The 25,001-nt window shown below is 70.0% G+C and carries 21 protein-coding genes; 14 read left to right on the plus strand and 7 right to left on the minus strand.

The window, feature by feature from the left end; genetic code table 11:
* Nucleotides 1-28 precede the first annotated feature (28 nt).
* Nucleotides 29-2,626: a transglycosylase domain-containing protein gene (locus tag KIP79_RS23255; RefSeq protein WP_214107010.1), complete on the minus strand. Its 2,598-nt coding sequence runs from the start codon at nt 2,624-2,626 to the stop codon at nt 29-31.
* Between the two features lie 392 nt (nt 2,627-3,018).
* Nucleotides 3,019-3,366 (minus strand): DUF5318 family protein, encoded by a 348-nt coding sequence (locus KIP79_RS23260; protein WP_214107011.1) that lies wholly within the window; start codon nt 3,364-3,366, stop codon nt 3,019-3,021.
* A gap of 129 nt (nt 3,367-3,495) precedes the next feature.
* On the opposite strand from KIP79_RS23260, the gene KIP79_RS23265 reads away from it, so the two are divergent.
* Both KIP79_RS23265 and KIP79_RS23270 read left to right on the plus strand, forming a co-directional pair.
* A complete protein-coding gene (locus KIP79_RS23265) occupies nt 3,496-4,110 on the plus strand; it encodes a PadR family transcriptional regulator (RefSeq protein WP_214107012.1) in 615 nt (204 codons plus the stop codon).
* Nucleotides 4,111-4,125: 15 nt separating this feature from the next.
* Nucleotides 4,126-5,205 carry an inositol-3-phosphate synthase gene (locus KIP79_RS23270; RefSeq protein ID WP_214107013.1) on the plus strand — a complete coding sequence of 360 codons (1,080 nt, stop codon included), beginning with the start codon at nt 4,126-4,128 and terminating at the stop codon, nt 5,203-5,205.
* Between the two features lie 105 nt (nt 5,206-5,310).
* On the opposite strand, the gene idi is transcribed toward KIP79_RS23270, so the two are convergent.
* A complete protein-coding gene (idi, locus tag KIP79_RS23275) occupies nt 5,311-5,895 on the minus strand; it encodes an isopentenyl-diphosphate Delta-isomerase (RefSeq protein WP_214107014.1) in 585 nt (194 codons plus the stop codon).
* 92 nt (nt 5,896-5,987) lie between these two features.
* On the opposite strand from idi, the gene KIP79_RS23280 reads away from it, so the two are divergent.
* Nucleotides 5,988-7,286: an MFS transporter gene (locus KIP79_RS23280; protein WP_308169846.1), complete on the plus strand. Its 1,299-nt coding sequence runs from the start codon at nt 5,988-5,990 to the stop codon at nt 7,284-7,286.
* Here the strand turns inward: KIP79_RS23280 and KIP79_RS23285 are convergent.
* Together KIP79_RS23285 and KIP79_RS23290 are read right to left on the minus strand one after the other, a co-directional pair.
* On the minus strand, nt 7,273-8,517 hold the full coding sequence (locus tag KIP79_RS23285; protein ID WP_308169847.1) for an adenosylmethionine--8-amino-7-oxononanoate transaminase: 1,245 nt from the start codon (nt 8,515-8,517) through the stop codon (nt 7,273-7,275). The two genes, KIP79_RS23280 and KIP79_RS23285, sit on opposite strands and share 14 nt — an antisense overlap.
* Nucleotides 8,504-9,892, minus strand: a complete 1,389-nt coding sequence (locus KIP79_RS23290) for a CCA tRNA nucleotidyltransferase (RefSeq protein WP_214107015.1) — start codon at nt 9,890-9,892, stop codon at nt 8,504-8,506. Before KIP79_RS23290 ends, KIP79_RS23285 begins: the two co-directional genes overlap by 14 nt.
* A 145-nt stretch (nt 9,893-10,037) precedes the next feature.
* On the opposite strand from KIP79_RS23290, the gene KIP79_RS23295 reads away from it, so the two are divergent.
* The 8 genes from KIP79_RS23295 to trxA all read left to right on the plus strand — a co-directional run bounded on the left by KIP79_RS23295 (nt 10,038) and on the right by trxA (nt 19,043).
* Nucleotides 10,038-10,532 carry an aminoacyl-tRNA deacylase gene (locus KIP79_RS23295; RefSeq protein WP_214107016.1) on the plus strand — a complete coding sequence of 165 codons (495 nt, stop codon included), beginning with the start codon at nt 10,038-10,040 and terminating at the stop codon, nt 10,530-10,532.
* A gap of 37 nt (nt 10,533-10,569) precedes the next feature.
* Nucleotides 10,570-12,624, plus strand: a complete 2,055-nt coding sequence (locus KIP79_RS23300) for a DUF6049 family protein (RefSeq protein ID WP_214107017.1) — start codon at nt 10,570-10,572, stop codon at nt 12,622-12,624.
* Nucleotides 12,625-12,673: 49 nt separating this feature from the next.
* Entirely contained in the window at nt 12,674-14,287 is a 1,614-nt protein-coding gene (gene murJ / locus KIP79_RS23305) for a murein biosynthesis integral membrane protein MurJ (protein ID WP_214107018.1), read from the plus strand.
* A 240-nt stretch (nt 14,288-14,527) separates the two neighbouring features.
* Nucleotides 14,528-16,000, plus strand: coding sequence for a protein kinase family protein (locus KIP79_RS23310; protein ID WP_250213702.1), 1,473 nt, complete (start codon nt 14,528-14,530; stop codon nt 15,998-16,000).
* Nucleotides 16,001-16,092: 92 nt separating this feature from the next.
* Nucleotides 16,093-16,731 carry an RNA polymerase sigma factor SigM gene (gene sigM / locus KIP79_RS23315; RefSeq protein WP_214107020.1) on the plus strand — a complete coding sequence of 213 codons (639 nt, stop codon included), beginning with the start codon at nt 16,093-16,095 and terminating at the stop codon, nt 16,729-16,731.
* Nucleotides 16,721-17,500 (plus strand): RsmA family anti-sigma factor, encoded by a 780-nt coding sequence (locus KIP79_RS23320; protein WP_214107021.1) that lies wholly within the window; start codon nt 16,721-16,723, stop codon nt 17,498-17,500. The genes sigM and KIP79_RS23320 overlap by 11 nt, the downstream gene beginning before the upstream one ends.
* Before the next feature lie 220 nt (nt 17,501-17,720).
* Nucleotides 17,721-18,653, plus strand: coding sequence for a thioredoxin-disulfide reductase (trxB, locus tag KIP79_RS23325; protein ID WP_214107022.1), 933 nt, complete (start codon nt 17,721-17,723; stop codon nt 18,651-18,653).
* A 66-nt stretch (nt 18,654-18,719) separates the two neighbouring features.
* Nucleotides 18,720-19,043 (plus strand): thioredoxin, encoded by a 324-nt coding sequence (gene trxA / locus KIP79_RS23330; protein WP_308169848.1) that lies wholly within the window; start codon nt 18,720-18,722, stop codon nt 19,041-19,043.
* Between the two features lie 138 nt (nt 19,044-19,181).
* Here trxA and KIP79_RS23335 read toward each other — a convergent pair whose 3' ends face one another.
* Entirely contained in the window at nt 19,182-19,799 is a 618-nt protein-coding gene (locus KIP79_RS23335; RefSeq protein WP_214107023.1) for a GNAT family N-acetyltransferase, read from the minus strand.
* A 317-nt stretch (nt 19,800-20,116) separates the two neighbouring features.
* On the opposite strand from KIP79_RS23335, the gene KIP79_RS23340 reads away from it, so the two are divergent.
* From KIP79_RS23340 to KIP79_RS23350, 3 genes are all read left to right on the plus strand, one after another.
* Nucleotides 20,117-21,349 (plus strand): aminotransferase-like domain-containing protein, encoded by a 1,233-nt coding sequence (locus KIP79_RS23340; RefSeq protein ID WP_214107039.1) that lies wholly within the window; start codon nt 20,117-20,119, stop codon nt 21,347-21,349.
* A gap of 61 nt (nt 21,350-21,410) precedes the next feature.
* On the plus strand, nt 21,411-22,361 hold the full coding sequence (locus KIP79_RS23345) for a D-alanine--D-alanine ligase family protein (RefSeq protein WP_214107024.1): 951 nt from the start codon (nt 21,411-21,413) through the stop codon (nt 22,359-22,361).
* 352 nt (nt 22,362-22,713) lie between these two features.
* Nucleotides 22,714-23,739: a threonine aldolase family protein gene (locus KIP79_RS23350; RefSeq protein ID WP_308169849.1), complete on the plus strand. Its 1,026-nt coding sequence runs from the start codon at nt 22,714-22,716 to the stop codon at nt 23,737-23,739.
* Between the two features lie 884 nt (nt 23,740-24,623).
* On the opposite strand, the gene KIP79_RS23355 is transcribed toward KIP79_RS23350, so the two are convergent.
* Nucleotides 24,624-24,947, minus strand: coding sequence for a hypothetical protein (locus KIP79_RS23355; RefSeq protein ID WP_214107026.1), 324 nt, complete (start codon nt 24,945-24,947; stop codon nt 24,624-24,626).
* Nucleotides 24,948-25,001 lie beyond the last annotated feature (54 nt).

Genomic DNA, 25,001 nt, shown 5'->3' on the forward strand with positions numbered 1-25,001 from the left:
CGGGGGTGCGCCGGACCTGCCGTCCTGACTACCGGCGCCGGCGGCCACGCGAGACGGCCGGGGTGGCGGTGTGCGTCGGCCGCGGCGCGGTGGCCGGGGCCGCCGGAGCGCTGAACGGGTCGACGTCGGTGTTGTCGCCCCCGTCGCCGAACGGGCTGTCGTCGATGGTGCAGCCGTCCCCGCCGGGGAAGCACTGGTCGCCGTTGTCGGGCGGGAAGTCGGGCGGGAAGTCCCCCTCCACCTCCGGGGTGGGCGTGGGGGACGGGCTGGGCACGATGTTCTCGGGCGCGCCGCCCCTGGCGGGCTGCGGGAAGTCCTCCACCGGCCAGTTCTTGTGCGCCTCCGCCATGAAGTCGCGCCAGATCCGGGTGGGCGCGTCGGCGCCCTGGAAACCGAGGCCGATCTCCTTGGGGAAGGTGCCGTCGGGGCAGTTGGAGTACTTGGGCTGGACGATCTTGCCCTTCTTGGTCAGGCACTGCTCCCGGTACATGCCGACCGCGGCGGACAGCTGCGGGGTGAAGCCGACGAACCAGGCGTCCTCTTCACCGGTGTTGGTACCGGTCTTGCCGCCCGCCGGGCGGCCGATGTTGCCGTTGCCGGAGGCCGTACCGCTGGTGATGACCGCGCGGAGGGCGACCACCGCGTCCGCCGATGCCTCGGGCGAGATGACCTGCTTGACGTTCTTGCGCTCGCTGTACACCACCACGGGCTTGCCGTTGCGCATCTCGGTGACCGAGATCACGGTGTGCGCCGCGACGTGCTTGCCGGCGTTGGCGAAGATGGAGTAGCCGGCGGCCTGCTCGACGGCGGTGACGGGCGCGGTGCCGATGGAGAACAGGTACTTGTGCTCGGCCACGTCGTCGGTCATGCGCTTCTCGTCGAGACCGGCGTCCACCGCGATCTGCTTGACCGTCTCCAGCTGGCCGGGCACCGCGTACGCCATGGAGGCGTAGGCGGTGTTGATCGACGCCGCGGTGGCCCGGATGACGTCGATCGAGTCCTTCTCCTTGTGGCTGTTGGTGATCGGGGTCGTGCCCTCCAGCGGGTCGGTCGGGAAGGTCTTGTTCCCCGGCACGAAACTGTTCAGGCTGTACCCGGCCTCCAGCCAGGCGGCCAGCACGTACGGCTTGAACGCGGAGGCGGCCTGCTTCTTGGAGTCGAAGGGCTCGTTCCACTCGTCGGTGACGTAGTCGTTGCCCCCGTAGAACGCGACAATGCGCCCGTTCTTGGGGTTCACCGCGGCCAGACCGGTGTGGAACTCCCTGGACATGCTCCGGGTGTTGTTGACCACCGCCTGCTTGGCGGCCTGCATGAGGCGCTTGTCGAAGGTGGTGACGATCTTGTAGCCGCTGGTCTTGGCCATGTCGGCGGTGATGCCGCGGTCCTTCAGTTCCTCGATGGCCTGAATGATCATGTAGCCCTTGAGGCCGCCGAGCTCGTCCTTGTTGTCAGCCTTCTGCACCTTCGGGAACTTGCCGGTGGCGGGGAGCTGGCCGTACTTGTCGGGCTTGTAGATGGCCATCGCGTTGAGCACGTCGGTGAAGCGGCTCTTCAGCGCTGGGGCGTCCTCCTCCCAGCTGGGGGTCTGGATGCGGGCGGCGAGGTAGGCGGCCTCGGTGAGGCTCAGCTTCGTCGCGCTCTTGCGGAAGTACGCCTGGGCGGCGGCCTCGATCCCGTACGCGCGGCCGAAGTTGATGGTGTTCAGGTAGTTGACGAGGATCTCGTTCTTGTCCATCTCCTTGTTGATCTTCACGGCCACGAAGATCTCTTTGATCTTGCGCTTGATCGAGACTTCCTGGCTGAGGCCGTCGTAGTAGTTCCGGGCCATCTGCTGGGTGATGGTGGAGGCGCCCTGGAGCTGCTGGCCGGTGGCGGTCATCCAGACCGAACGGGCCATGGCGGCCAGGGAGATGCCGGAGTCCTCGCGGAAGCTGCGGTTCTCGATCGCGATCACCGCGTCCTGGACGTGCTCGGGGATCTTGTCGATCGTGACGATCTTGCGCTTGGTGCCGTAGTGGCCGATCTTCGTCTTGCCGTCGCTGTAGTAGATCGTGCTGCCCTGGGAGACGGCTTCGGCCTGTTCCACGGTGGGCACGGGGGTGTTGGCGTACGCGACGGCGATCATGCCGAACAGGCCGGCGGTGAGCACGGCGAGGCTGAGCAGGACGATCTTCCAGCTGGGCACGAAACGCCGCCAGGCGGGCCGCCGCGGCTGGTCGTCCTCGTCCTCCTCGTCGTACGGCCCACGGCCGCCGGGACCCTTGGGCCCGCCCGGACCCCCGGGACCCCCTGGACCACCCGGTCCTGGTGGCCCGCCGGGGCCCGCGCCACGGCGGCGGCGGCCGACCGACATCGTCTCGGTGGCGCCCGGCTCCTGGCGGAACCCGCCGGTCTGCTGGCCGGGGGCGCCCATCATCTGGGTGCGGTCGGGCTGCTGGGGCTGGCGGGGCGGCTGCGGCTGGCCCATGGTCTGGGTGCGGTCGGCGGGGTTGCCGCGCTCGGGCGGGCGGGGACCCGTGGGGAACGGCACGTTGCCGCCGGGCTCGCGCTCGTACCCGCCCCGGCCGTGACCCTGCGGGGGAGGAGCGGACGGCGGGCGGCCGGGCGTGGGGGGCACGGCGCCCATCGCCGCGGTGTCCTCGAAAGCCGCTTCACGGCGCGGACCGGGACCACCCTGTGGTCCGGGCATCTGCGGTCCGGGCGCCTGGGGTCCGCGCATGCCGGGACCACCGCCCTGCCTGCCGCCAGGGTGACCACCGGGGTTGCCACCGGGGGGGCCACCCACGCGCATCGTGGCGTCGGCGGGGCCCATCTGGTCGCCCCACGCCGACGGGGGGTGCTGACCGTGGCCGGATTCGCTCGGAGAACGACGGCGCCGCCCAGGGCGGGGGGCACCGCCGGCGCCCTCACGGGGGCCGCCGGATGTCTCCGGGCCGAAGCTGCTGCTGTTGTTCACGCGTCCTCGATCGGTCGTTGGGGATTCTCGTCGACGTCTGTCCGACAGGCGGGCGGGGCTCCCTAACCTGGGAGCCCGTCCCGCGCCGGGGGTCGCCGGTTGGCGAGAAGGAACGAGACCGCAAGATGGTTCCAGCCACAACCTTGACAGACCCCGCGCACGTGGACCCTGAATTCCGCGTATTCATGGGTCATCTCACCAAGGTCTGACGAAGCCTTTGCATGGCCGCCACATCGTCCCGGTTTGTCCACATGCGGAGACGAGACGTTCCGACACCGGATTAACGGGCAGGTGGGGTCACCGAAAGTCCAGCGTCGCCTCGGGTGGACACGGCCCAGCCGGGCACGCCGAGGCGGCGTCGCCGCCCGCGGCGCGTGGCCGCCGAGGGCAGCCGACCTGTGTGACCACATACGGGCCAGATTAGCGACTCTCTACCAAATCGTGCCGAACTGATGACCATCTTGCCGCATATAGCGGCCCGACGTATCCTGATGATGTATCAGTTCGATACATCGGTCAGACACAGGGAGGTGGTTCCGGTGACGGGCTCAAGGGGAGGCGTGCTGGAGCTCGCCGTCCTGGGCTCACTCCACGAGACCCCCCTGCACGGTTACGAGCTGCGCAAGCGGCTCAACACGCTGCTCGGCATGTTCCGCGCGTTCTCGTACGGTTCGCTCTACCCCTGCCTGAAGGGTCTGCTCAACGAGGGGCTCATCGTTGAGGAGGAGCCGCCGGACGACGTCGTGCTCGGCCGCCGGTCCAAGATCGTTTACAAGCTCACCGCCGAGGGCAAGGAGCGGCTACAGGAGCTGCTCACCCAGGCCGGCCCCTCCGCGTGGGAGGACGAGAGCTTCGGCATCCACTTCGCGTTCTTCCGCCACACCGAGGCGGAGGTCCGGCTGCGCATCCTGGAGGGCCGCCGCAGCCGCCTGGAAGAGCGACTCGAGGCGGTCCGCACCGCACTCGCGCGAACCCGGGAGCGCCTCGACAGTTACACATTGGAACTGCAGCGGCACGGGCTGGAGTCGGTCGAGCGTGAGGTCCGGTGGTTGAACGAGCTGATCACTACCGAACGGGCGCAAGCCGTACAAGACCAATCAGATCGAGATTCGGATCAGGATGCGAATCCGCATCCGAAACCCGATATCAGGTAAGAAAAGGAGCGAGTGATGGGTTCGGTGCGCGTAGCCATCGTGGGTGTGGGCAACTGCGCCTCGTCGCTGGTGCAGGGTGTTCACTACTACCGGGACGCCGACCCGGCGAGCCGAGTGCCGGGCCTCATGCACGTCGTGTTCGGCGACTACCACGTGGGCGACCTGGAGTTCGTCGCGGCGTTCGACGTGGACGCCAAGAAGGTCGGGCGTGACCTCTCGGAGGCCATCGTGGCCTCGGAGAACAACACCATCAAGATCTGCGATGTGCCCCCGCTGGGGGTGACCGTGCAGCGCGGGCACACCCTGGACGGTCTGGGCGAGTTCTACTCGCAGATCATCGAGGAGTCCGACGAGCGGCCCGTGGACGTGGTCCAGGTGCTCAAGGACGCGCGGGTGGACGTGCTCGTCTCCTACCTGCCGGTGGGCTCGGAGGAGGCCGACCGCTTCTACGCGCAGTGCGCGCTGGAGGCCAAGGTGGCCTTCGTCAACGCGCTGCCGGTCTTCATCGCCTCCGACCCGGAGTGGGCGGCCAAGTTCACCGAGGCCGGCGTGCCGATCGTCGGCGACGACATCAAGTCGCAGGTCGGCGCCACCATCACGCACCGGGTGATGGCCAAGCTGTTCGAGGACCGCGGGGTCGAGCTGCTCCGTACGTACCAGCTCAACTTCGGCGGCAACATGGACTTCATGAACATGCTGGAGCGCAAGCGCCTGCAGTCCAAGAAGATCTCCAAGACCCAGTCGGTGACCTCGCAGATCCCGCACGAGATGGGCAAGGCCGACGTGCACATCGGCCCCTCCGACCACGTGCCGTGGCTGGACGACCGCAAGTGGGCGTACGTGCGGCTGGAGGGCCGCTCGTTCGGCGACACGCCGCTGAACCTGGAGTACAAGCTGGAGGTCTGGGACTCGCCCAACTCGGCCGGCGTGATCATCGACGCGGTCCGGGCCGCCAAGATCGCCCTGGACCGGGGGATCGGCGGGCCCATCCTGTCCGCCTCGTCCTACTTCATGAAGTCGCCGCCGGAGCAGTACTCCGACGAGGAGGCCCGTGAGTACGTGGAGAAGTTCATCCGCGGCGAGGTCGAGCGCTAACACCCGGTGACGGCGGGTACACGTCCCTCCTCAGCGCGGCCCTTCCGTGGTCGCGTGGGATATATGGAAGGCCCCGGACGAGGTCCGGGGCCTTCCGCCATTTGATCAGAGACGGGCGGCGGGCGGCAGCTTCGCCGGGTCGCCGACCGGCCAGCGGAGCGGGTCGGGGCCGAGCGCGACCAGCTGGGGCACCTGTTCCCGCGCCCACGGCGAGATCTCCAGTTCCCCGCTCAGCACCTGGTCGGCGAACTCCTTCCACGGCATCCACCGCACCGAGCCCACCTCCTCGGGGTTGAAGTTCGCCGGCCCGGCCGCCAGCGCCCGGTAGACCGGGCAGAGCTCGTGTTCCACCGTGCCGTTGGCCATGGTCGCCCGGTAGGCGAAGCCAGGAAGCAGCAGGTCCACCGACTCCACGGTGAGCCCCAGCTCGTGGGAGAGCCGGCGGGTGACGGCGGCAGGCAGCGGCTCCCCGGGCAGGGGATGGCCGCAGCAGCTGTTGGTCAGCACCCCGGGCCAGGTGAGCTTGTGCGCCGCCCGCGTGGTGAGCAGCAGGTTGCCCGCGGCGTCGAAGACATAGCTGGAGAAGGCCAGGTGCAGTGGCGTGTCGTCGCCGTGAACCGTGGACTTCGGGGCGGTGCCGACCGGGTTTCCCTCGCCGTCGACCAGCACGACATGTTCGTCTGAGGTCACGTGATCGAGCGTACGAGATCATGCCGCATGGGGAAGCCTGTATCCGGGATCACCCTGATGTCCCATTTTGTCGGCGGGACTAGGCTATCCGGGTGCCCTTGAAGAATGCGTACCACCACTCGGATCTGCGCGTCGTGCTCCAAGGACGTAACTTCCGGCGGCTGTTCGCCACCCGCCTGGTCTCCCAGTTCTCGGACGGGATCTTCCAGTTCGCCGTAGCCGGATACGCGTTTTTCAGCCCGGAACGGCAGACCTCGGTGGCGGACGTGGCCGCGGCGTTCGCCGTGCTGCTGCTGCCCTACTCGATCATCGGGCCGTTCGCCGGGGTGTTCATCGACCGGTGGTCGCGGCGGCAGATCCTGGTGATCGGCCCGCTGATCCGGGGGGTGTTCCTGTTCGGCGCCGCGGCGGCGGTGGCCGCGCACGCGCCGGACTGGGTCTTCTACGCCGCCGCCTTCGGGGTGCTGGGGGTCAACCGGTTCTTCCTGGCCGCGCTCGGCGCCTCACTCCCGCACGTGGTGCCCGCCGACCGGCTGATGACGGCCAACGCGGTCACCCCGACCTCGGGCACCGTGGTCACCTTCATCGGCGCGGGCGCCGGGTACCTGCTCCGGCAGGCCCTCGGCGCGGGGAGCGGCGGCACGGCGGGCATCCTGGTCATCTCCGGCGTGATCTTCGGGTCCAGCGCGCTGATCGCCGCCACCATGCGGCGCGAGTTGCTCGGGCCCGCCTACGACCCGAACCGCCCCCAGACCAGGGAGGCGCTCAGGAACGTCCTCACCGGCCTGCGCGACGGGGCCCGGCACGTGCGGCAACGGCGCGGGCCCGCCTCTGCGCTGGGCAGCATGGCGGCGCACCGGCTGCTCTACGGGATGTCCCTGGGCATGGTGCTGATGCTCTTCCGCTACTACTTCACCACCGACGCGGAAGCCGGTCTCAACCAGATGACCGGCGTGGTGGCCACCTCCGGGGTGGGCTACTTCGCCGCCGCGTTCGTCACGCCGTGGGCCACCCGGCGGTTCCGGATCGAGACCTGGATCCCCACCACGCTGGTGATCGCGGGCGTCATGGAGTTCCTGCTCTGCGTGCCGTTCCTCGAGCCGGGGTTCCTGGCCGCCGGGTTCGTGCTCGGGGTCACCGGGCAGAGCGGCAAGATCTGCACCGACACCGTGGTGCAGCGCGACATCGAGGACGCCTACCTGGGCCGGGTCTTCTCGATCTACGACTTCCTGTTCAACGGCATGCTGGTGGTGGGCGTCTCGATCGCCGCGCTGCTGCTGCCGCCCGACGGGCGCTCGCTGCCGGTGCTGAGCCTGATCTGCGTGCTGTACGGGCTGTCGGCCGTCGGATACCGCCTGGCGGTGACCAGGGCGCCGGTCACGGCGACGTGAGGGTCCTGGCGGCGGCCACCATGGCATCGGTGATCATGGCGAGGTCGCCGGGCTCGGTGACGTACGGCGGCATCGTGTAGATCAGCCGCCCGAACGGCCGCAACCAGACCCCATGCTCCATCACGATGTCCTGAATTTTCTGCATATCGACGGGGTGGTGGGCCTCGATCACCCCGATCGCGCCGAGCACCCGGACGTCCTTCGCGTACGGCACCGCCGGGGCCAGCCCGTCGGCCAGCGCCGCCTCGATGCGCTTGACCTCCTCCCGCCAGGGGCGTTCGGCCAGCAACTCCAGCGAGGCGTTGGCGACCGCCGTGGCCAGCGGGTTGCCCATGTAGGTGGGTCCGTGCATGAGCAGCCCGATGCGGTCGGCCACCTCGGCCGTGCAGAGGGTGGCGGCCAGGGTCAGGTACCCGCCGGTCAGCGCCTTGCCCAGGCACATGATGTCGGGGCGGATCCCGGCGTGGTCGCAGCCGAAGAGCTCGCCGCTGCGGCCGAACCCGGTGGCGATCTCGTCGGCGATCAGCAGCAGCCCGTGCTCGTCGGCCAGTTCCCGGAATTTCCGGAGATAGGCGGGGTGGTAGAAGCGCATGCCCCCGGCGCCCTGCACCACCGGCTCCACGATGATCGCGGCCAGCTCGTGGGCGTGCGCGGCCACCAGGGCGGCCAGCTCGGCCAGGTAGCCCTCCTCCGGCGGCGTGTCGTAGCCGAGCGGCGGCTGCGGCGCGAACACGTGCTGGGGCAGCGCCCCCGCGAACAGGTGGTGCATGCCGTTCACCGGATCGCAGACCGACATGCAGCCGAAGGTGTCGCCGTGGTACCCGCCCCGGATGGTCAGCAACCGGGTGCGCCCGGTCGCCTGGAACGCCATCTTGATCGCGACCTCGACCGCCACCGACCCCGAGTCGGCCAGGAAGACCCGCTCAAGGCCGGTCATCTCGGCCAGCGTGGCGGCCAGCCGTACGGCCGGCTCGTGGGTGAGCCCGCCGAACATCACATGTGCCATCCGGTCCAGTTGGTCCCGGATGGCCGCGTCCAGCCGGGGGTGCCGGTAACCGTGGATCGCCGCCCACCAGGAGGACATGCCGTCCACCAGCTCCCGGCCGTCGGCCAGCGTCAGCCGTACCCCGGAGGCACCGGCGACGGCGTGCACCGGCAGCTGCGGCGGGATCGCCGTGTACGGATGCCAGACGTGCGAGCGGTCGAGTTTCAGCAGCTCATCCGTGATCACGTGCCCATTCAAGCAGACGGGCCACCGCCGCCTCCTTGCCGATCAGGCCCTCGTCCATCCGGATGTCCATCAGGAACTTGTACGCCTTGCCCACCAGCGGCCCCGGTGGGATGCCGAGGATCTCCTGGATCTCGTTGCCGTCCAGCTCGGGACGGATCCTGGCGATCTCCTCCTCCTCGGCCAGCCGGGCGATGCGTTCCTCCAGCCGGTCGTAGGTGCTGGAGAGCAGGGCGGCCTTCCGCCTGTTCCTGGTGGTGCAGTCGGCCCGGGTCAGCTTGTGCAGCCGCTCCAGCAGGGGACCGGCGTCCCGGACGTACCTGCGGACCGCGCTGTCGGTCCACTCCCCCTCGCCGTAGCCGTGGAAGCGCAGGTGCAGCTCGACCAGGCGGGCCACGTCGGCCACCACGTCCTTGGGGAACCTCAGCTCCGACAGGCGCTTCTTGGCCATCTGGGCGCCCACCACCTCGTGGTGGTGGAAGGAGACCCGGCCTCCCGGCTCGTTCCTGCGGGTCTTCGGCTTGCCCACGTCGTGCAGCAGGGCGGCCCAGCGCAGCACCCGGTCGGGGCCCGCCGTCTCCTGGGCGATGGCCTGCTCCAGCACGATCAGGGTGTGCTCGTAGACGTCCTTGTGCCGGTGGTGCTCGTCGATTTCCAGGCGGAGCTTGGGCAGCTCGGGCAGGACGTGCGCGGCCAGGCCGGTGTCCACCAGCAGGGTGAGCCCGGCCCTGGGCTGGGGGGCGCAGATCAGCTTGTCCAGCTCGGCCTGGATGCGCTCGGCCGAGACGATCTCGATGCGCTCGGCCATGTCCCGCATCGCGGCCACCGCCGCCGGGTCCACGGTGAAGCCCAGCTGGGCGGCGAACCTGGCGGCCCTGAGCATGCGCAGCGGGTCGTCGCCGAAGGACTGCTCGGGGGTGCCCGGCGTGCGGAGCACCCGGTGCGCCAGGTCCCGGAGCCCGCCGTGCGGGTCCACGAACTCGTGTCCCGGCAGGCGGATCGCCATCGCGTTGACCGCGAAGTCCCGGCGGGCCAGGTCGCCGTCGAGCGTGTCACCGTAGGCCACGTCCGGCTTGCGGGACTTGGGATCGTAGGACTCGCTCCGGTAGGTGGTGATCTCCAGGTGCCAGCCGCCCTTGCGCGCGCCCACCGTGCCGAACTCGATGCCGATGGTCCAGGTCGCGTCGGCCCAGTCTCTGACGATCTCCAGCACCTGCTCGGGCCGGGCGTCGGTGGTCAGATCCAGGTCGATGCCAGGCCGGCCGAGCAGGAGGTCACGGACCGGGCCGCCGACCAGGGCCAGCTGGTGGCCGTGCGCGGCGAAGATCTCCCCGAGCTCGTCGGCCACCGGCTCGATCCGGGCGAACAGCTCGCTCATGGCGCTCTCTAGTTGATTTGAAGGGGACAAGCTGGGTAGGTCCTTCGATTACGAAACAGGTGCCTCTGAGCTAGTACACCTTTGGCGATCACCAGGTTACGTTCAGTGGCAGATCTGTCGGGGGCACGATGAAGGAGCACAGACAATGCAGGACGCCCTCGCGATCCACCGCTGGCTCCTCGCCCATCAGATCCACCATGAGATCGTACGGCTTCCGCGCGCCCTGGCCTCCGCCGCCGACCTCCCCAGGGTGCTGGGCGTGCCCGCGCGGGCCTGCGTCGGGGTGAACGTCTTCGAGGCCACCCTCCGGTCGGCACGGGAACCGGTGGCCGTGATCGGGTCCATCGCCATGCCGCCGCGCCTGAGCCGGATCGCCGAGGCGATGGGGGCGGAGCGGGTGCGCCCCGCCACCGACTTCTTGATCAACTCCTCCACCGACTACGCGGCCGGCCTGGTCGGCCCGCTGCTGCTGCCGGACCGGCTGAACGTGCTGATCGACCAGCGGCTGATCGACGGCCTGGATCCGGACGAGCTGGTGCACACCGCCACGGGGGAGCGCCGCACCGCGCTCCGGCTCCGCGCCGTCCACCTGTTCGCTCTGGTCGTGGCCAAGCCCGTGGAGCTCGGCGGTCACAGCTGACGGCCGGGAGCCGCCGGAGACCTATAGCATTCAGGGCGTGCGTCGCCTGGTATCCGCTCTGATCGCCGCCTGGTTCCTCGCGCCGGGCCTGGCCATCGCGGCTCCCCCGGCCAGCGCCATCGCGGTCGTGGACGACCCGCTGGTGGTGGAGGAGCTCACGCCGGAGACGCCCAGGGAGCCGACCACCCCCATCACGATCTCCGGCGTGGTCACCGGAACCCCGGGCAGCACGATCCGGATCCGGCTCAGGTACGCCATCGCCCGCCCCTTCCAGACCCGCGCCGACCTGGAGGCGTACGCCACCGGCCAGCTTCCCGCGACCAACGGGTACGACACCAGGATCCAGGCCACCCCGCTGGACGCCAACGGCAAGCTGAGCTTCTCGCTCACCGTCACCCCCGCCCAGCTGAGGTTCGCGGGGGCGGGCGTGTACCCGCTGGTGATCGAGGTGGTGGACGGGACGGTGGAGCATCAGATCGCGGTCGAACGCACCTTCATCCCCTACCTGCCCGCCGGCACCGAGCTCTCCCGGACCCGGGTGGCGGTCGCGCTGCCCCTGGTGGACCGGCAGCGCCGCGCCGACGACGCGACCTTCATGGACGAGGACCTGCTCGGCGACGGCCGCCTGAACAACCTGCTGGCGGTGGCCGAGAAGGTGGACCAGAACGCCACCTGGTTCGTCGACCCGGCCCTGCTGGACGACGCCGACCGGCTCTCCCGCGAACACCGGGTGATCAACAACGCCCGCGCCAAGCCGGGGGACAGCCAGGCCGCCGGCGGCTGGCTGAGCTCGCTGCGCGACGCACTGGCCAACAATCCCGTCGTGGCCATGCCGTACGCGGATCCGGACGTGGCCGCGCTGGTGCACAACGGGCTCGACGACACCACCGGCCAGGCGCTGGCGCAGGGGTCGTCGGTCGCCAGCCGCCTGCTCAAGCGGCAGATCCCGGCGACCACGGTCTGGCCGACCGGCGGCCTGATCGACAGGGACGCGCTGGACGAGCTGTCGGTCAACGGCACCAGGACGGTGCTGCTGGACGGCTCGGCGCTGCCCCCGGCCAACCCGGCCGACGCCACCGCGGCGGTGCCGGCGGCGGCGGTGGACACCGTGCGCGGGGAGCTCACCGCGCAGCTGGCCGACCCCGTGCTGGGGCGGCTGCTCGCCACCGACACGACGGTGCCGGGGGCCGAGCTGGCGGCCCGGCAGCGCTTCCTGGCCGAGACCGCGCTGCTGGCGCTGACCCAGCCGCGCAAGCGCCCCGCCACCGTGATCCTCGCCCCGCCCGACCGGCTCTGGAACCCCGACCCCGACTTCGTCGGCGGGCTGCTCACCACGGTGCCCTGGCTGCGGCCGATCACCCTCGACTCGGTGCAGCCGGGCCGCACGCCCCGGACCGACCTGGTCTATCCGCCGCAGGCGCGGGAGGCCGAGCTGCCCAAGTCGTACATGACCACGGTGCGGAAGCTGTCCAGGAAGGCGGACGTGGCGGCGCTGGTCCCGGCCAGCGGTGCCAAGATCTTCAATACCGCCGTGATGCGGCTGGCCTCGGCCTCCTGGCGGGGGGACGGGGACGCGGCGGCCTTCGCGCAGCGGGTGGACCAGGCGGTGGACGAGCGGGTCCAGCTGGTCTCGGTGGTCAAACCGGAGAATCGCCGTTCGGTGGCGGGCACCAACGGGCGCATCCCGGTCTCCGTGCAGAACGGGATGAACGAGGACGTGCAGGTCGCGCTCCGGGTCAAATCCACCGATCCCGACCTGCTCGCGGTGGAGGGTGGCGTGTACATCACCGAAGCCGCCGAGGTGGCCCAGGGCAAGACCCAGTCCTTCGACGTCCCCGTGACCGTGGTGGGCGACGGCGGACAGGCGGCGCTCACCGTGCAGCTGCTCACCGCGGACGGCCGCGCCTTCGGCAAACCGGCCCGGCTCGCCGTGTCGGCCACCGGCTACACCGGGATCGCCCTGGTGATCGTCGGCGCGGCGGTGGTCATCATGCTCGCCGCCGTGGTGATGCGGATCATGCGCCGCCGCGCGGTCCGCACCCGCGTCCGCCCCGCCGCCGTCCATGAGCAGCGGGAGCCGCAGGAGGCGTAGGTAGTAGCCTCGGATCTCGCCCCGCGCGGTTCTTTCGATTGGGAGTCAGATGAGCCGTATGCTGCGAGCCAGCGCGATCATGGCCGCCGGGACGCTGGTGTCGCGGCTGACCGGCTTTCTACGGACCGCGATTCTCGCGTCCGCGATCGGCGTGGCGGTGCTGGGTGACGCCTACAACGTCGCGTACACGATCCCGTTCGTGCTGTTCGACCTGCTGATCGGCGGGGTGCTGAGCAGTGTCGTGGTGCCGGCCATCGTGCGGCACCAGAAGCACGACCCGGACGGCGGGCGCAAGTACGAGCAGCGGCTGCTCACCGCCGCCACCGTCGCGCTGACCCTGGTCGCGGTGCTGGCCGTGGTGTTCGCCAAGCCGCTGGTCCAGCTGTACGCCGACGACCTGGCGCCCAACGGGCTGGCGGCGGCGGTCACCCTGGCCCGGTTCATCCTGCCGCAGATCGCCTTCTTCGGGATCGGCGCGGTGGCCGGGGCGATCCTCAACACCCGGGACCGGTTCGCGGCGCCGATGTGGGCGCCGGTGCTGAACAACCTGGTCGTGATCGGGGTGGGGACCGCCTACCTGCTCAGGAACGGCACCCACGAGGTGGACCTGGTCACCCAGGGGGAGCTGCTGCTGCTCGGCCTGGGCACCACGGCCGGGATCGTGGCCCAGTCCATCGTGCTGGTGATCGCGTTGATCCGGGCCGGGTTCCGCTTTCGGCCCCGGTTCGACATCTGGAACGCCGGGCTGGGGGAGCTGGGCCGGCTGGCGGTCTGGACGCTGGTCTTCGTGGCGATCAACCAGGTCGGTTTCGTGGTGACCACCCGGCTGGCCACCGGCGCCGGCACCGAGGCCGCGGCGGCGGGGGTGGACGGGCGGGGGCTCACGCCGTACTCGTACGCGTTCCAGCTGTTCCAGTTGCCGTACGGGATCATCGCGGTGTCGGTGATCACGGCGATGCTGCCGCGGTTGAGCCGGTTCGTGACCGACGGGGAGCTGGATTCGGCCCGGGCGGAGTTCGCCTCGGCGGTCCGGACCGTCTCTGCCGTGATCATCCCGGCCGGGCTGCTGCTGATGGTGCTGGGCCCCTCGGTGACCGTGCTGATCTTCGGACGCGGGGCGGTCTCCACCGAGCAGGCCCTCTACATCGGGCACGTGCTCCAGGTGTTCGGGGTGGCCCTGGTGCCGTTCTCCATCTTCCAGCTGCTGCTCAGGGTGTTCTACAGCTTCGGGGACACCCGCACGCCCGCGCTGATCGCCGGGGTGAACATGCTGGTCAACGCGGCCATCGGGGTGACGCTCTACCTGATCCTGCCGCCGGAGATGGTGGTGATGGGGCTGGCGGGGTCGTTCACCGTGACGTACCTGGTGGGGGCGGCGCTCACCTGGTTGCTGGCCAGCCGCCGGGTCGGCGGGCTCGGCGGGCGGCTGGTGCTCTCCGGCCTGTCCCGGATGCTCCTGGCCGCCATCCCGGCCGCGCTGGTCGCCCTCCTGGTGCTGTGGGGCGCGGTACGGCTGACGCCGATCACCGCGATCAGTTCGGCGGCGGTGCTGGCGGTCGGCGGCGGGCTCGCCGGACTGGTCTACCTGCTGGTCGCGCAGTGGCTGCGGATCAATGAGGTGGGTTCCATCATTGGAATGGTCACGAGACGGGTAGGACGCTAACGAAATCCCGGCCTGGATCTCCCGCCCTGGGACCAGGTTCGGGAAGACGAGTGGGCACGACACGGCACTAGCATGGTGCGGCAGAGGTAAAACCGGCTGAGAATCGGCTGGGATCGGCCAGGGCGGTACCGGCGAGCGGAGGCGAGAAGGCGTGGGCGGATGCACGTGGCGTCGGCCGCCGCTCCGTTCCGGTGATCTCGTCTCGGGTGACCTCTGGGCCTCGGGGGATCTCTGGTGAGCATGTCCGCCGTCGAGCCCGGCACCCGCCTCGCCGACCGGTTCCGGCTGGAGGACCGGGTCAGCGAGTCCGGCGGGGCGACCCTGTGGAAGGCCATCGACGAGATCCTGGCCCGGCCGGTGGCCGTGCACACCTTCAGCCCCGACTTCGACCGCGAGTCCGAGGTGGTCCGGGCCGCCAGGGCCGCCAGCCGCCTCAACGACCCCCGGCTCACCCAGGTCTTCGACGCCGCCGACGAGGACGGCACGGCCTACGTGGTCAGCGAGTGGGTCTCGGGGGAGTCGCTGCTCGACCTGCTGGCCGCCGGGCCGATGGAGCCGGAGCGCGGCGCGCTGCTGGTCGCCGAGGCGGCCGAGGCGCTGGCGCACGCGCACGAGGCCGGCCTGGCCCACCTGGACCTGGTCCCCGCGCGGCTGGTGTGGACCGCGGGAAGCACCGTGAAGCTGCTCGGCGTGGCCGTGGACGCCGCGATCCTGGGCCGCACGGCCGACAGCCCCGAGGCGGCCGAGCAGGCCGACGCCGAGGGCCTGGGCCGGTTGCTCTACGCGGCGCTGACCGGCCACTGGCCAGGCGAGGAGGACTGCGGGCTGCCGGCCGCGCCGCTGGACGACGACCAGCCGTGCACGCCCCGCCAGGTCACCGCCGGGGTGCCCGGCTACCTGGACACCATCGCCTGCCGCATCCTGGGCATCCGGCGCGGGCTGACCCCGCTCCGCACGCCCGCCGAGGTGGCCGAGGCGCTGGCCGAGGTGCCCCGCCCGGTGCCCGCCCCGGCCGCCGCCGTGCCGCCCTCGGTGGAACTGCGCAGCGAGGGCACCGACACGCTCGGCGTGCGCCAGGTCCTGGCGCCGCTCCCCCCGCCGCGCCGCAACCCCGGGCTGTTCAGCCGCTTCCTGGTCACCCTGGTGGTGGTGCTGGTGATGGCCGTGGTCGGGGTGGGCGCCTGGACGCTCGGCAAGAGCCTGGGCACCGAGACGCCGGGGGCCACCCCCAGCGCGCCCTCCTCCTCGGCGGGGGAGCCGCCCAAGACCGTCACGGTCACCCCGTCCAGCGCCAGCGGCTTCGACCCGCTCGGCGACGGGGAGGAGCGCAACGAGCTGGCCCCCAACGCCATCGACGGGTCCTACGGGACCGACTGGCACACCGAGTCCTACGGTTCGGCCAAGTTCGGCGGGCTGAAGAAGGGCGTCGGCCTGCTGGTGGACCTCGGCAAGGAGGTCCCGGTGCGCCGGGTCACCGTGGACTTCGGCGACGTGCCCGGCGGCGCGGCCGAGCTCAAGGTGGGCAACTCCCCCGAGCCTGAGGCGCTCACCACGGCGGCCGGCAGCAAGCAGGCCATGGGTAAGGTGGCGTTCGACCTGCCGGGCACCACACGCGGCCGCTACCTGCTGATCTGGTTCACCGAGCTGCCGCCGTACCAGAACAGGTACCGGGGGATGGTGCTCGACATGGAGATCGTCGCGACGCAGGAGTAGGCCGTTTTGAACTGTTTTACGCGACTCGCTGCCCCGACAGGGAAGTATGGTGGCACCATCTTTCACCTGAAACCCCCGGGATCGGCGATCCAGTGAGCTCTCCCCCAGACAACCAAGATCCGGCCGGTGCTCGGCCGGGGGTGCCGGACGCCGACCTGATCGCCCGGCACCTGGACGGCGACCCGCAGGCTTTCAGCGAGCTGGTCAGGCGTCATCGGGACCGGATGTGGGCGGTGGCCCTGCGCACGCTCGGCGACCCGGACGAGGCGGCGGACGCCGTACAGGACGCGTTCGTGTCCGCCTACCGGAAGGCGGCCAGCTTCCGGGGGGACGCGGCGGTCACCACCTGGCTGCACCGGATCGTGGTCAACGCCTGCCTGGACCGGATGCGCCGCAAGTCGGTCCGGCCGGTGGCCGACGACGAGCTGCTGGAGGCCGCCGAGCGGGACGCCCAGCTGCCCGACCAGACAGCGGAGCGCGAGGTGTCCCTGGAGGTCACCGCGGCGCTCAAGCTGCTGCCCGCCGACCAGCGGGCGGCCCTGGTGCTGGTGGACATGATGGGCTACTCGGTGGAGGACGCCGCCGCCGTGCTGGAGGTGCCGGCCGGGACGGTGAAGAGCAGGTGCGCGCGCGGTCGTGCGAAACTTGCCCCAATTCTTGCCCATCTGCGGAACCGATCCGACCTCACTCGCGTCTCATCCGCGAAGGGAGCAGAACTTCGTGACGGGTGACACGCACTACGATCTGGAGATCCTCGCCGAACTCGCGGAGGGGGTGCTGGACGACGTGGTCGCCGCCGACGTGCGGCGCCATCTGGCCGTCTGCGACCCCTGCGGGGAGAGCCTGGCCGATCTGGCCGCGGTTCGCGAGGTGCTCGCGGCGGTGCCGGTGCCGGCCATGCCGCTCGGGGTCACGATGCGTATCGACCGGGCGCTGGCCGAGCTCGCGCCGCCCGCCCCGGTGCTGTCTACCCCGGTTTCTCTCGGTGTCGTGCGGGAGGACGGGACGGTCGCCGTCCCGGAGCGCCGCCGTCGCCGGTTGGGCTGGCTGGTGCCGGCCGCCTCGGTCGCCGCGGCCGCCGCCGTGGTGGGGGTGGCCGGGTTGCTGTCCAGCTTCGTGGCGTCGCCGCTGGGCACGGTGGCCGAGCCGCAGGTCGGCGTGGGCACGCCGGATCGCAGCCCGCAGCGGGCGCAGGTCTACACCGTGCGGGCGAGTGGGCACAACTACACCTCCCGTGAGCTGGACGGGCCGCTGCTCGGGTACTTCGGGCCTGAGCCGGGGACCGGGAGCAACAGCGACGAGCAGCTGGACGCCTGCGTGCAGGCCAAGTCCAACGAGCTGGACCGGGCGCCGATAGCGGTGGACCGGGCGCTGTACAACGGCAACGAGGCCACGGTCATGGCCTTCTGGGAGGACCGCAGCCTCAACCGCGTACGGGTGGTCGTGGTGGACGACGAATGCGGCGAACTCCGCCCAGACGGCCTGGCCACCTGGAACTAGGCTGTGACATTGGCCGCGCCTCCGGCGCGGCGGGCTCGGCCGCCTTGAGCCTGTGTCTTCCCTCCTCCGCTCTGGTCGCCACGCTCCCGCCGCACCGTCCCGGCGCGGCCTCGCGGATGATTGCCGGGGCAAGTTGATTGCCGTGGCGTGTGCTGAGTACCGGGAATGCGCGGCCCATAGGATCTGTTGACGCAGCTGGCTTCAACAGGAGGGAAAGGCGTTGAGCGACGTCCGTAACGTGATCATCATTGGGTCGGGCCCCGCCGGCTACACGGCGGCGATCTACTCGGCCCGCGCGGACCTTCGGCCGCTCGTGTTCGAGGGCTCGGTCACGGCCGGCGGCGCGCTGATGAACACCACCGATGTGGAGAACTTTCCCGGCTTCCCCGACGGCATCATCGGGCCCGACCTCATGGACAACCTGCGCAAGCAGGCCGAGCGTTTCGGCGCCGAGCTGGTCGCCGACGACGTGGTCGAGGTGGACCTGGCCGCCACGCCCAAGGTGATCAAGACGCACACCGACACCTACTACGCGCGGGCCGTCATCCTGGCCACCGGCTCCGGCTACCGGGAGCTCGGCCTGGAGAACGAGAAGCGGCTCTCCGGGCACGGCGTCTCCTGGTGTGCCACCTGTGACGGGTTCTTCTTCCGCGACCAGGACATCGCGGTGGTCGGCGGCGGCGACACCGCCATGGAGGAGGCCACCTTCCTGACCAGGTTCGCCCGGTCGGTGACCGTGATCCACCGGCGCGACGAGCTCCGGGCCAGCAAGATCATGCAGGACCGCGCCTTTGCCAACGACAAGATCCGCTTCCTCTGGAACAGCGAGGTGGTGGACGTGCTCGGCGACAAGAAGGTCAGCGGCATCCAGGTGCGGGACGTGACGACCGGCGCGGAGAGCGAGCTGGCGATCACCGGCCTGTTCATCGCGATCGGCCACGACCCCCGGGTGGAGCTGGTCAAGGGCCAGGTCGACCTGGACGACCAGGGCTACATCAAGGTCGCCGCGCCGACCACCCGAACCAACCTGGACGGCGTCTTCGCCTGTGGCGACGTGGTGGACCACATCTACCGGCAGGCGATCACCGCCGCCGGGACCGGCTGCTCCGCCTCCATCGACGCCGAGCGCTGGCTGGCCGACCTCGACGGCTGACCCGCCCGCGGAATGCGGGGCGCGGGTCCGTGGTTACACCACATCACCGAGACCAAGGAGACAACAGTGGGCGCCATCAAGAGCGTGACCGACGCGGATTTCGGGACTGAGGTTCTGAAGAGCGAGAAGCCCGTCATCGTGGACTTCTGGGCCGAGTGGTGCGGGCCGTGCCGTCAGGTCGCCCCCATCCTCGAAGAGATCGCCAAGGAGCACGCGGACAAGCTGACCGTGGTCAAGCTCAACATCGACGAGAACCCGGCCACTCCGCGCGACTACGGCGTACTCCAGATTCCGACCTTGAACGTCTACAAGGGTGGCGAGGTCGTGAAGCAGATCATCGGCGCCAAGCCGAAGGCGATGCTGCTCCGCGAGCTCGACGGGATCATCTAGATCCCCCTGCGGCGCCCGCGCCGTACCTCCGCCTACCGGCGGCCCACCCCACCGAAGCCCCCTCCCCGCGAGGGGGCTTTCGTTTGCTTTCGCCGGGTTGTCTGACTCGCAGACGGCGCTGTACGGCTCTGAGATAGCTCAGACGGGCCGCAGAGCTCGCTCGGGGCTCATAGACCCCAGCAGGCGCTCCAGGGCCACCTCGACGTCCTCACGCCAGGAGACGGCCGTCTTCAGTTCCAGCCGAAGCCGCGGAAACCGCAAATGCGGACGAATTGTCTTAAACCCCACCGAAAGTAGATAATCCGCCGGAGCCATGCACCCGGGCTGCTCCCATTTCAGATCCCCGAACGCCTCAATCGCGCGCACTCCCCGCCGGGTCAGATCCTTGGCCACCCCCTGAACGAGCATGCGCCCCAAACCACCCCCGGAAAACTCGGGGACGATGTGCGCCGTCATCAGCAGCACCGCGTCCGAACTCACCGGCGAGGTCGGGAAAGCCACCGAACGCGGCACGTACAGCGGAGGCGCGTAGAGCACGAAGCCGGCCGCCACCCCGTCCACGTAGGCGATCTTCCCGCAGCTCCCCCACTCCAGCAGGGTCGCCGAGATCCAGGCCTCCTTCTCCAGCGCCGGATCCCCCGCCTGGGCCGCCCGATCCCCGCTGACCGGATCAAGTTCCCAGAACACGCACCGCCTGCACCGGCGCGGCAGATCATCAAGGTTGTCCAGGGTAATACTCGCCAGCCGACGCGACACTTGATGCCCCTCGTAAGCGCAGCCCCTTGTGAGCCCCTCGTGAGCGAAGAGGGAGGGCCGCCCGATCACGCCGCCCCCAGCAGAATATTACTAGTAGTGACATTGGCCGCGCCCCCGGCACAACGAGCGGTCACATTGGCATTTCTCTCATCGTGATACCGGGGTATGGGGTGTCCGGTTCGCTGCCTTACTCTGGATTTCCGGCTGACGAACGGAGGTGGACCGTGACGGAAGAGACGGATCACGGTCGAGCGCCCGCGACGCAGGGGTCGCGCATCGATGCCTATGTGGATCGATACGCGGCGCGAGCTACCGGGATGGTGGCCTCCGAGGTTCGAGCTCTTTTCGCCGTCGCGTCCAGGCCCGAGGTGGTTTCCCTGGCGGGCGGCATGCCGTACGTGACCGCGCTGCCGCTGGACGTGGTGGGCGAACTGGTCGCCGAGCTGGTCAACCGGCGAGGCCCGGAGGCGCTGCAGTACGGCTCGGGTCAGGGGGATCCCGCGCTCCGCGAGCAGATCTGCGAGGTCATGCGCGAGGAGGGCATCGAGGCGGGCGCCAACGACGTGGTCGTCACGGTCGGCTCGCAGCAGGCGCTCGACCTGATCACGCGGATCTTCGTGGACCCCGGCGACATCGTGCTCGCCGAAGGCCCGTCGTACGTGGGGGCGCTCGGCACGTTCGCCGCCTACCAGGCCAGGGTCGTGCACATCGCGATGGACGACCAGGGCCTCATCCCGGAGTCGCTGGCCCAGACGATCTACGCGCTGCGCTCCGCCGGGAACCGGATCAAGTTCCTGTACACCATCCCGACCTTCCAGAACCCGGCCGGGGTCACCCTCAACGAGGTGCGCCGCCGCCAGGTGCTGGAGATCTGCCAGCGGGCCGGGATCCTCATCGTGGAGGACAATCCGTACGGGCTGCTCGGGTTCGGCGGGGAGCCGCTGCGGGCGCTGCGGGCCGACGACGCGGACGGGGTGGTCTACCTCGGTTCCTTCTCCAAGACGCTGGCCCCGGGCTTCCGGGTCGGCTGGGCGCTGGCCCCGCACGCGGTGCGGGAGAAACTGGTGCTGGCGATGGAGTCGGCGGTGCTCTCCCACTCCACCTTCACCCAGCTGGCGGTCGGGCAGTTCCTGGCCACCCAGCCGTGGCGGGAGCAGATCAAGATCTTCCGTGAGCTCTACCGGGAACGGCGGGACGCGCTGCTCGGCGCGCTCGACGTGCTGATGCCGCCCGGCTGCAGCTGGACCCGCCCGCAGGGCGGGTTCTTCGTCTGGATGACCCTGCCGGAAGGGCTGGACTCCAAGGCGATGCTGCCCCAGGCGGTGGACAAGCGGGTGGCGTACGTGCCGGGAACCGGGTTCTTCGCCGACGGCAGCGGCGCTCGGCAGATGCGCCTGTCCTACTGCTACCCGGAGCCGGAACGCATCCGGGAGGGCGTGCGCCGGCTGGCCGGGGTCATCGAGGAAGAGCTCCGCACCCGCGAGATGTTCGGCACCGGCGTGCCGCCCGGCCACGCCGGGGTGGACACTCCGGGTCCGGACCTCGCCTGAGATCGGGTACGGCTAGCCTGTTCGGGCTAGCCGTACTTGCGATCCGAAAGGCCTGGTGGAGATGAGCGATCTCGGACACGTCCTGGTGTTGGCGGGCGGCCTGTCGTACGAGCGGGAGGTCTCCATCCGGTCCGGGCGCCGGGTCGCCGAGGTGCTCCGTGCGGCGGGGATCGACGTGGAGACCCGGGACACCGATTCCTCGTTGGTCCCGTCCGTGCTGGCCGATCCCCCGGACGCCGCCTTTGTGACGTTGCACGGTGGCGCGGGGGAGGACGGCGCCATCCGGTCGGTGCTGGAGTTGCTCGGCGTGCCGTACGTGGGGGCGGCGCCGGACGCCTGCCGGGTGGCCTTCGACAAGCCGACCGCCAAGGCTGTGGTGCGCTCCTGGGGGTTGAACACGCCCGACTCGGTGGCGTTGCCGAAGGAGACCTTCCACGATCTGGGGGCCTCGGCGGTGCTGGCGCGGATTCTGGACTTCCTTGGGCTGCCGCTGTTCGTGAAGCCCTCCCGGGGCGGGTCGGCGCTGGGCGCCTCCGTGGTGCGCTCCGCCGAGGAGCTGCCGGCTGCGATGGTCGGGTGTTTCGCGTACGGGGACACGGCATTGATCGAGACCTACATCGAGGGGGTTGAGGTGGCCGTCTCGGTGGTGGATCTGGGGGAGGGGCCGGTCGCGCTGCCGCCGGTGGAGATCGTGCCGGACGGTGGGGTGTACGACTATGCCGCCCGGTACACCGCCGGGCACACCGAGTTCTTCGCTCCCGCCCGGCTCAGCTTCGAGGCGACCCAGGCGTGTGCGGCGATGGCGGTGGCCGCGCATTCGGCGCTTGGGCTGCGGGACATCTCACGGACCGACCTGATCGTGGACGCTACCGGCCGGCCGTACTTCCTGGAGGTGAACGTGGCCCCCGGGATGACGGAGACCTCCCTCCTACCGATGGCCGCCGAGGCGGCCGGACGGGATCTGGGCGCACTGTGCAGGAGGCTTCTGGAGATCGCCGCCACGCGGTCGTGACTGTGTCTATGGTCGCGCCTCCGGCGCGGCGGGCTTGGCTGTGACACTGACCGTTCTTCGGATCGGCGCCCTTGGCTGTGACATGGCCGCGCCTCTGGCGCGGCGGGCTTGGCCGCTGGGAGCCGGTGTCTTCCCTCCTCCGCTGTTCTGGTCGCTGCGCTCCCGGCCCTCCGTCAGTCCAGACACCAGCGCGACCAAGCCGGGCATACGACTAACGGTGCGGCGATTGCCCCGATGCCTTCAGCTCGGGCGATGGAGATTGCCTGTCCGGCTACCGGTGCGCCCGAGCCGGGAGAGTTGGGGGAAGGGTTGCTGGGCGAAGGAGTTGCCGGGGAGAAATACGCTGGGGCGCGTGATTACTGAGAAGAAGAGTTTCGGCAGTGACAATCATGCTGGGGTGCATCCAGAGGTGATGGCGGCCATTGTGGCGGCCAACGTCGGGGATGCGGTGGCGTATGGTGCCGACCGGTGGACGCGGGAGATGGAGGACGCCTTCCGGGAGGCGTTCGGGGAGCAGGCCACCGCGTACGCGATGTTCAACGGGAGCGGGGCCAACGTGGTCGGTCTTGGGCTGATGCTCCGCGCGTTCGACGGTGTGATCTGCGCGGCCAGCGCGCACATCAACGGCCACGAGGCGGGGGCGGCCGAGCGGGTGCTGGGCACCAAGCTGCTCACGGTGGAGACCGATGACGGCAAGCTCCGGCCGGAGCACGTGCTCGGGCAGTTGGAGGCGCTCGGTAACGAGCACCACAGCCAGCCGCGGGTGGTCTCCATCTCGCAGGTGACCGAGTGCGGCACGCTCTACACCGCCGATGAGGTGGCGGCGCTGGGGGAGGTCGCGCATGCGCACGGGCTCTACCTCCACATGGACGGGGCCCGGCTGGCCAATGCGGCGGCGGAAGCGGGATCCTCGCTGCGGGCGCTCACCACCGACGCGGGAGTCGACGTGCTGAGCTTCGGCGGAACCAAGAACGGAGCACTGGCGGCAGAGGCGCTCGTCATCCTCCGGCCAGAACTGGACCCCGCCGCGCTCTTCCTCCGAAAGCAGGGGATGCAACTGGCGTCCAAGATGCGCTTCGTGGCAGCCCAGCTGACCGCGCTCCTCCAGAACGACCTCTGGCACCGCAACGCCGTCCACGCGAACGCGATGGCCCACCGCCTGGCGGACGGCATCGCCGGGGTATGGCCACTGCGCTACCCCGTCCAGTCCAACGCGGTCTTCCCCATCCTCACGGAAAAGGCCCTCACGGAACTACAGACCCGCCAACTCTTCTCCATCTGGCACCGCCCAACCAGCGTCATCCGCCTGGTCACCTCTTTCGACACAACCCCCGACGACGTAGACACCCTCATCACCGACCTCCTATCCCTCCGCTAACACCCGCTCCCCCACAACAACGGTTTCACGTGAAACACCACCCCACCCGAAACCACCGACCCACCTCCCCGCCACACCGACCCACCACACATCTCCCCTGAACCCGTGAGTCCTCCCACCCACTCACCGCGGGCACCGACAACTCAGAGGAAGCAAGGCACGGCCTCGATATTCTCCACACCCTTCGGCCCCGACAGCAGACGGTCTCCCGGGCGGTCCGGGCGAGCTTCCAGGCGGTCATCCACGACCACCCACTTCCCCGGAATACCGCCCGCTCCGTAGACGCGATGTTTCACGTGAAACCGTGGCCCGCCCGTCTGGCCGCCCCTGCTTCCTGACATAGCGTGCGCCCCTTGGCGGGCGGGCCACTTGTTCGCGATGCAAGGTGGCCATAGCTTCGACCGAACCAACTCCTGCCGGGCGGTTACCGCCTCTCACACGGAGAGATTAATTGCCGGAGAACTCCCACCCACCCTGGTTTCGACCTTCGGTCGGACCCGGCTCCGCCGGGAGGGTGGCCTCCGCGCCCGTACCGAAGCTTCCGATTGCCGTTGCCTGTCGCCTCTCATCGCCATAGCTGAGGAGACGCTCGATGTCCCCCACGACGACTATCGAGTCGTCCACCACTCGGCCGACAATCCTGCAGGACGCCAACAACACCGAGTTGAAGACCACCCGCCACACAGTGGCCGCCATACAGATGTCCGGCTGCCCGATGTCTTCTCCAACCTGTTCGACACAGTCCGGAGGTCGGCGGACGTGCAGGTGATGGTGACGCGCCACAGGGCAGGGCGGAGACGCTGGCAGCCAATCCCCCGGCAGGCGAGGCGGCGTATCTCGGTAGGAGCCGAGTCCGAAAGGTCAGGCGAGCTCCGCCGGCCCGTTCACGATGCCGCCGCCTTCTTGATGTATCCGTACGCGTGGTAGACGGCCTTGGGCATGCGGTCGTCGCCGATGTTGAAGTGGATGAGCGACCGCTGGGTCTGCGCGCCCCAGTAGTGGTCGGCGGGCACCTCGACGGCGCCGAGCGCGTGGCGTTCGGTCCGGGTGCCGGTGGCCGACAGGCCGGATCGGGACGTCGTATGGGGGTGGGAGAAGCACGGCATCAACTTCCCGGCACCAATACGCCAGCCGGACCGGTCGCCGAACTCGACCATGGACGCGCCCACCATGTGGCGCCACACGTGGCCGCACTCGGGGTCGGCCATACCGTCACCGGCGAGCCTCCCGGCGGAGCCGGGTCCGACCGAAGGTCAACCAGG

It is taken from the genome of Acrocarpospora catenulata (genome assembly GCF_018476525.1).
Taxonomy (GTDB): domain Bacteria; phylum Actinomycetota; class Actinomycetes; order Streptosporangiales; family Streptosporangiaceae; genus Acrocarpospora; species Acrocarpospora catenulata.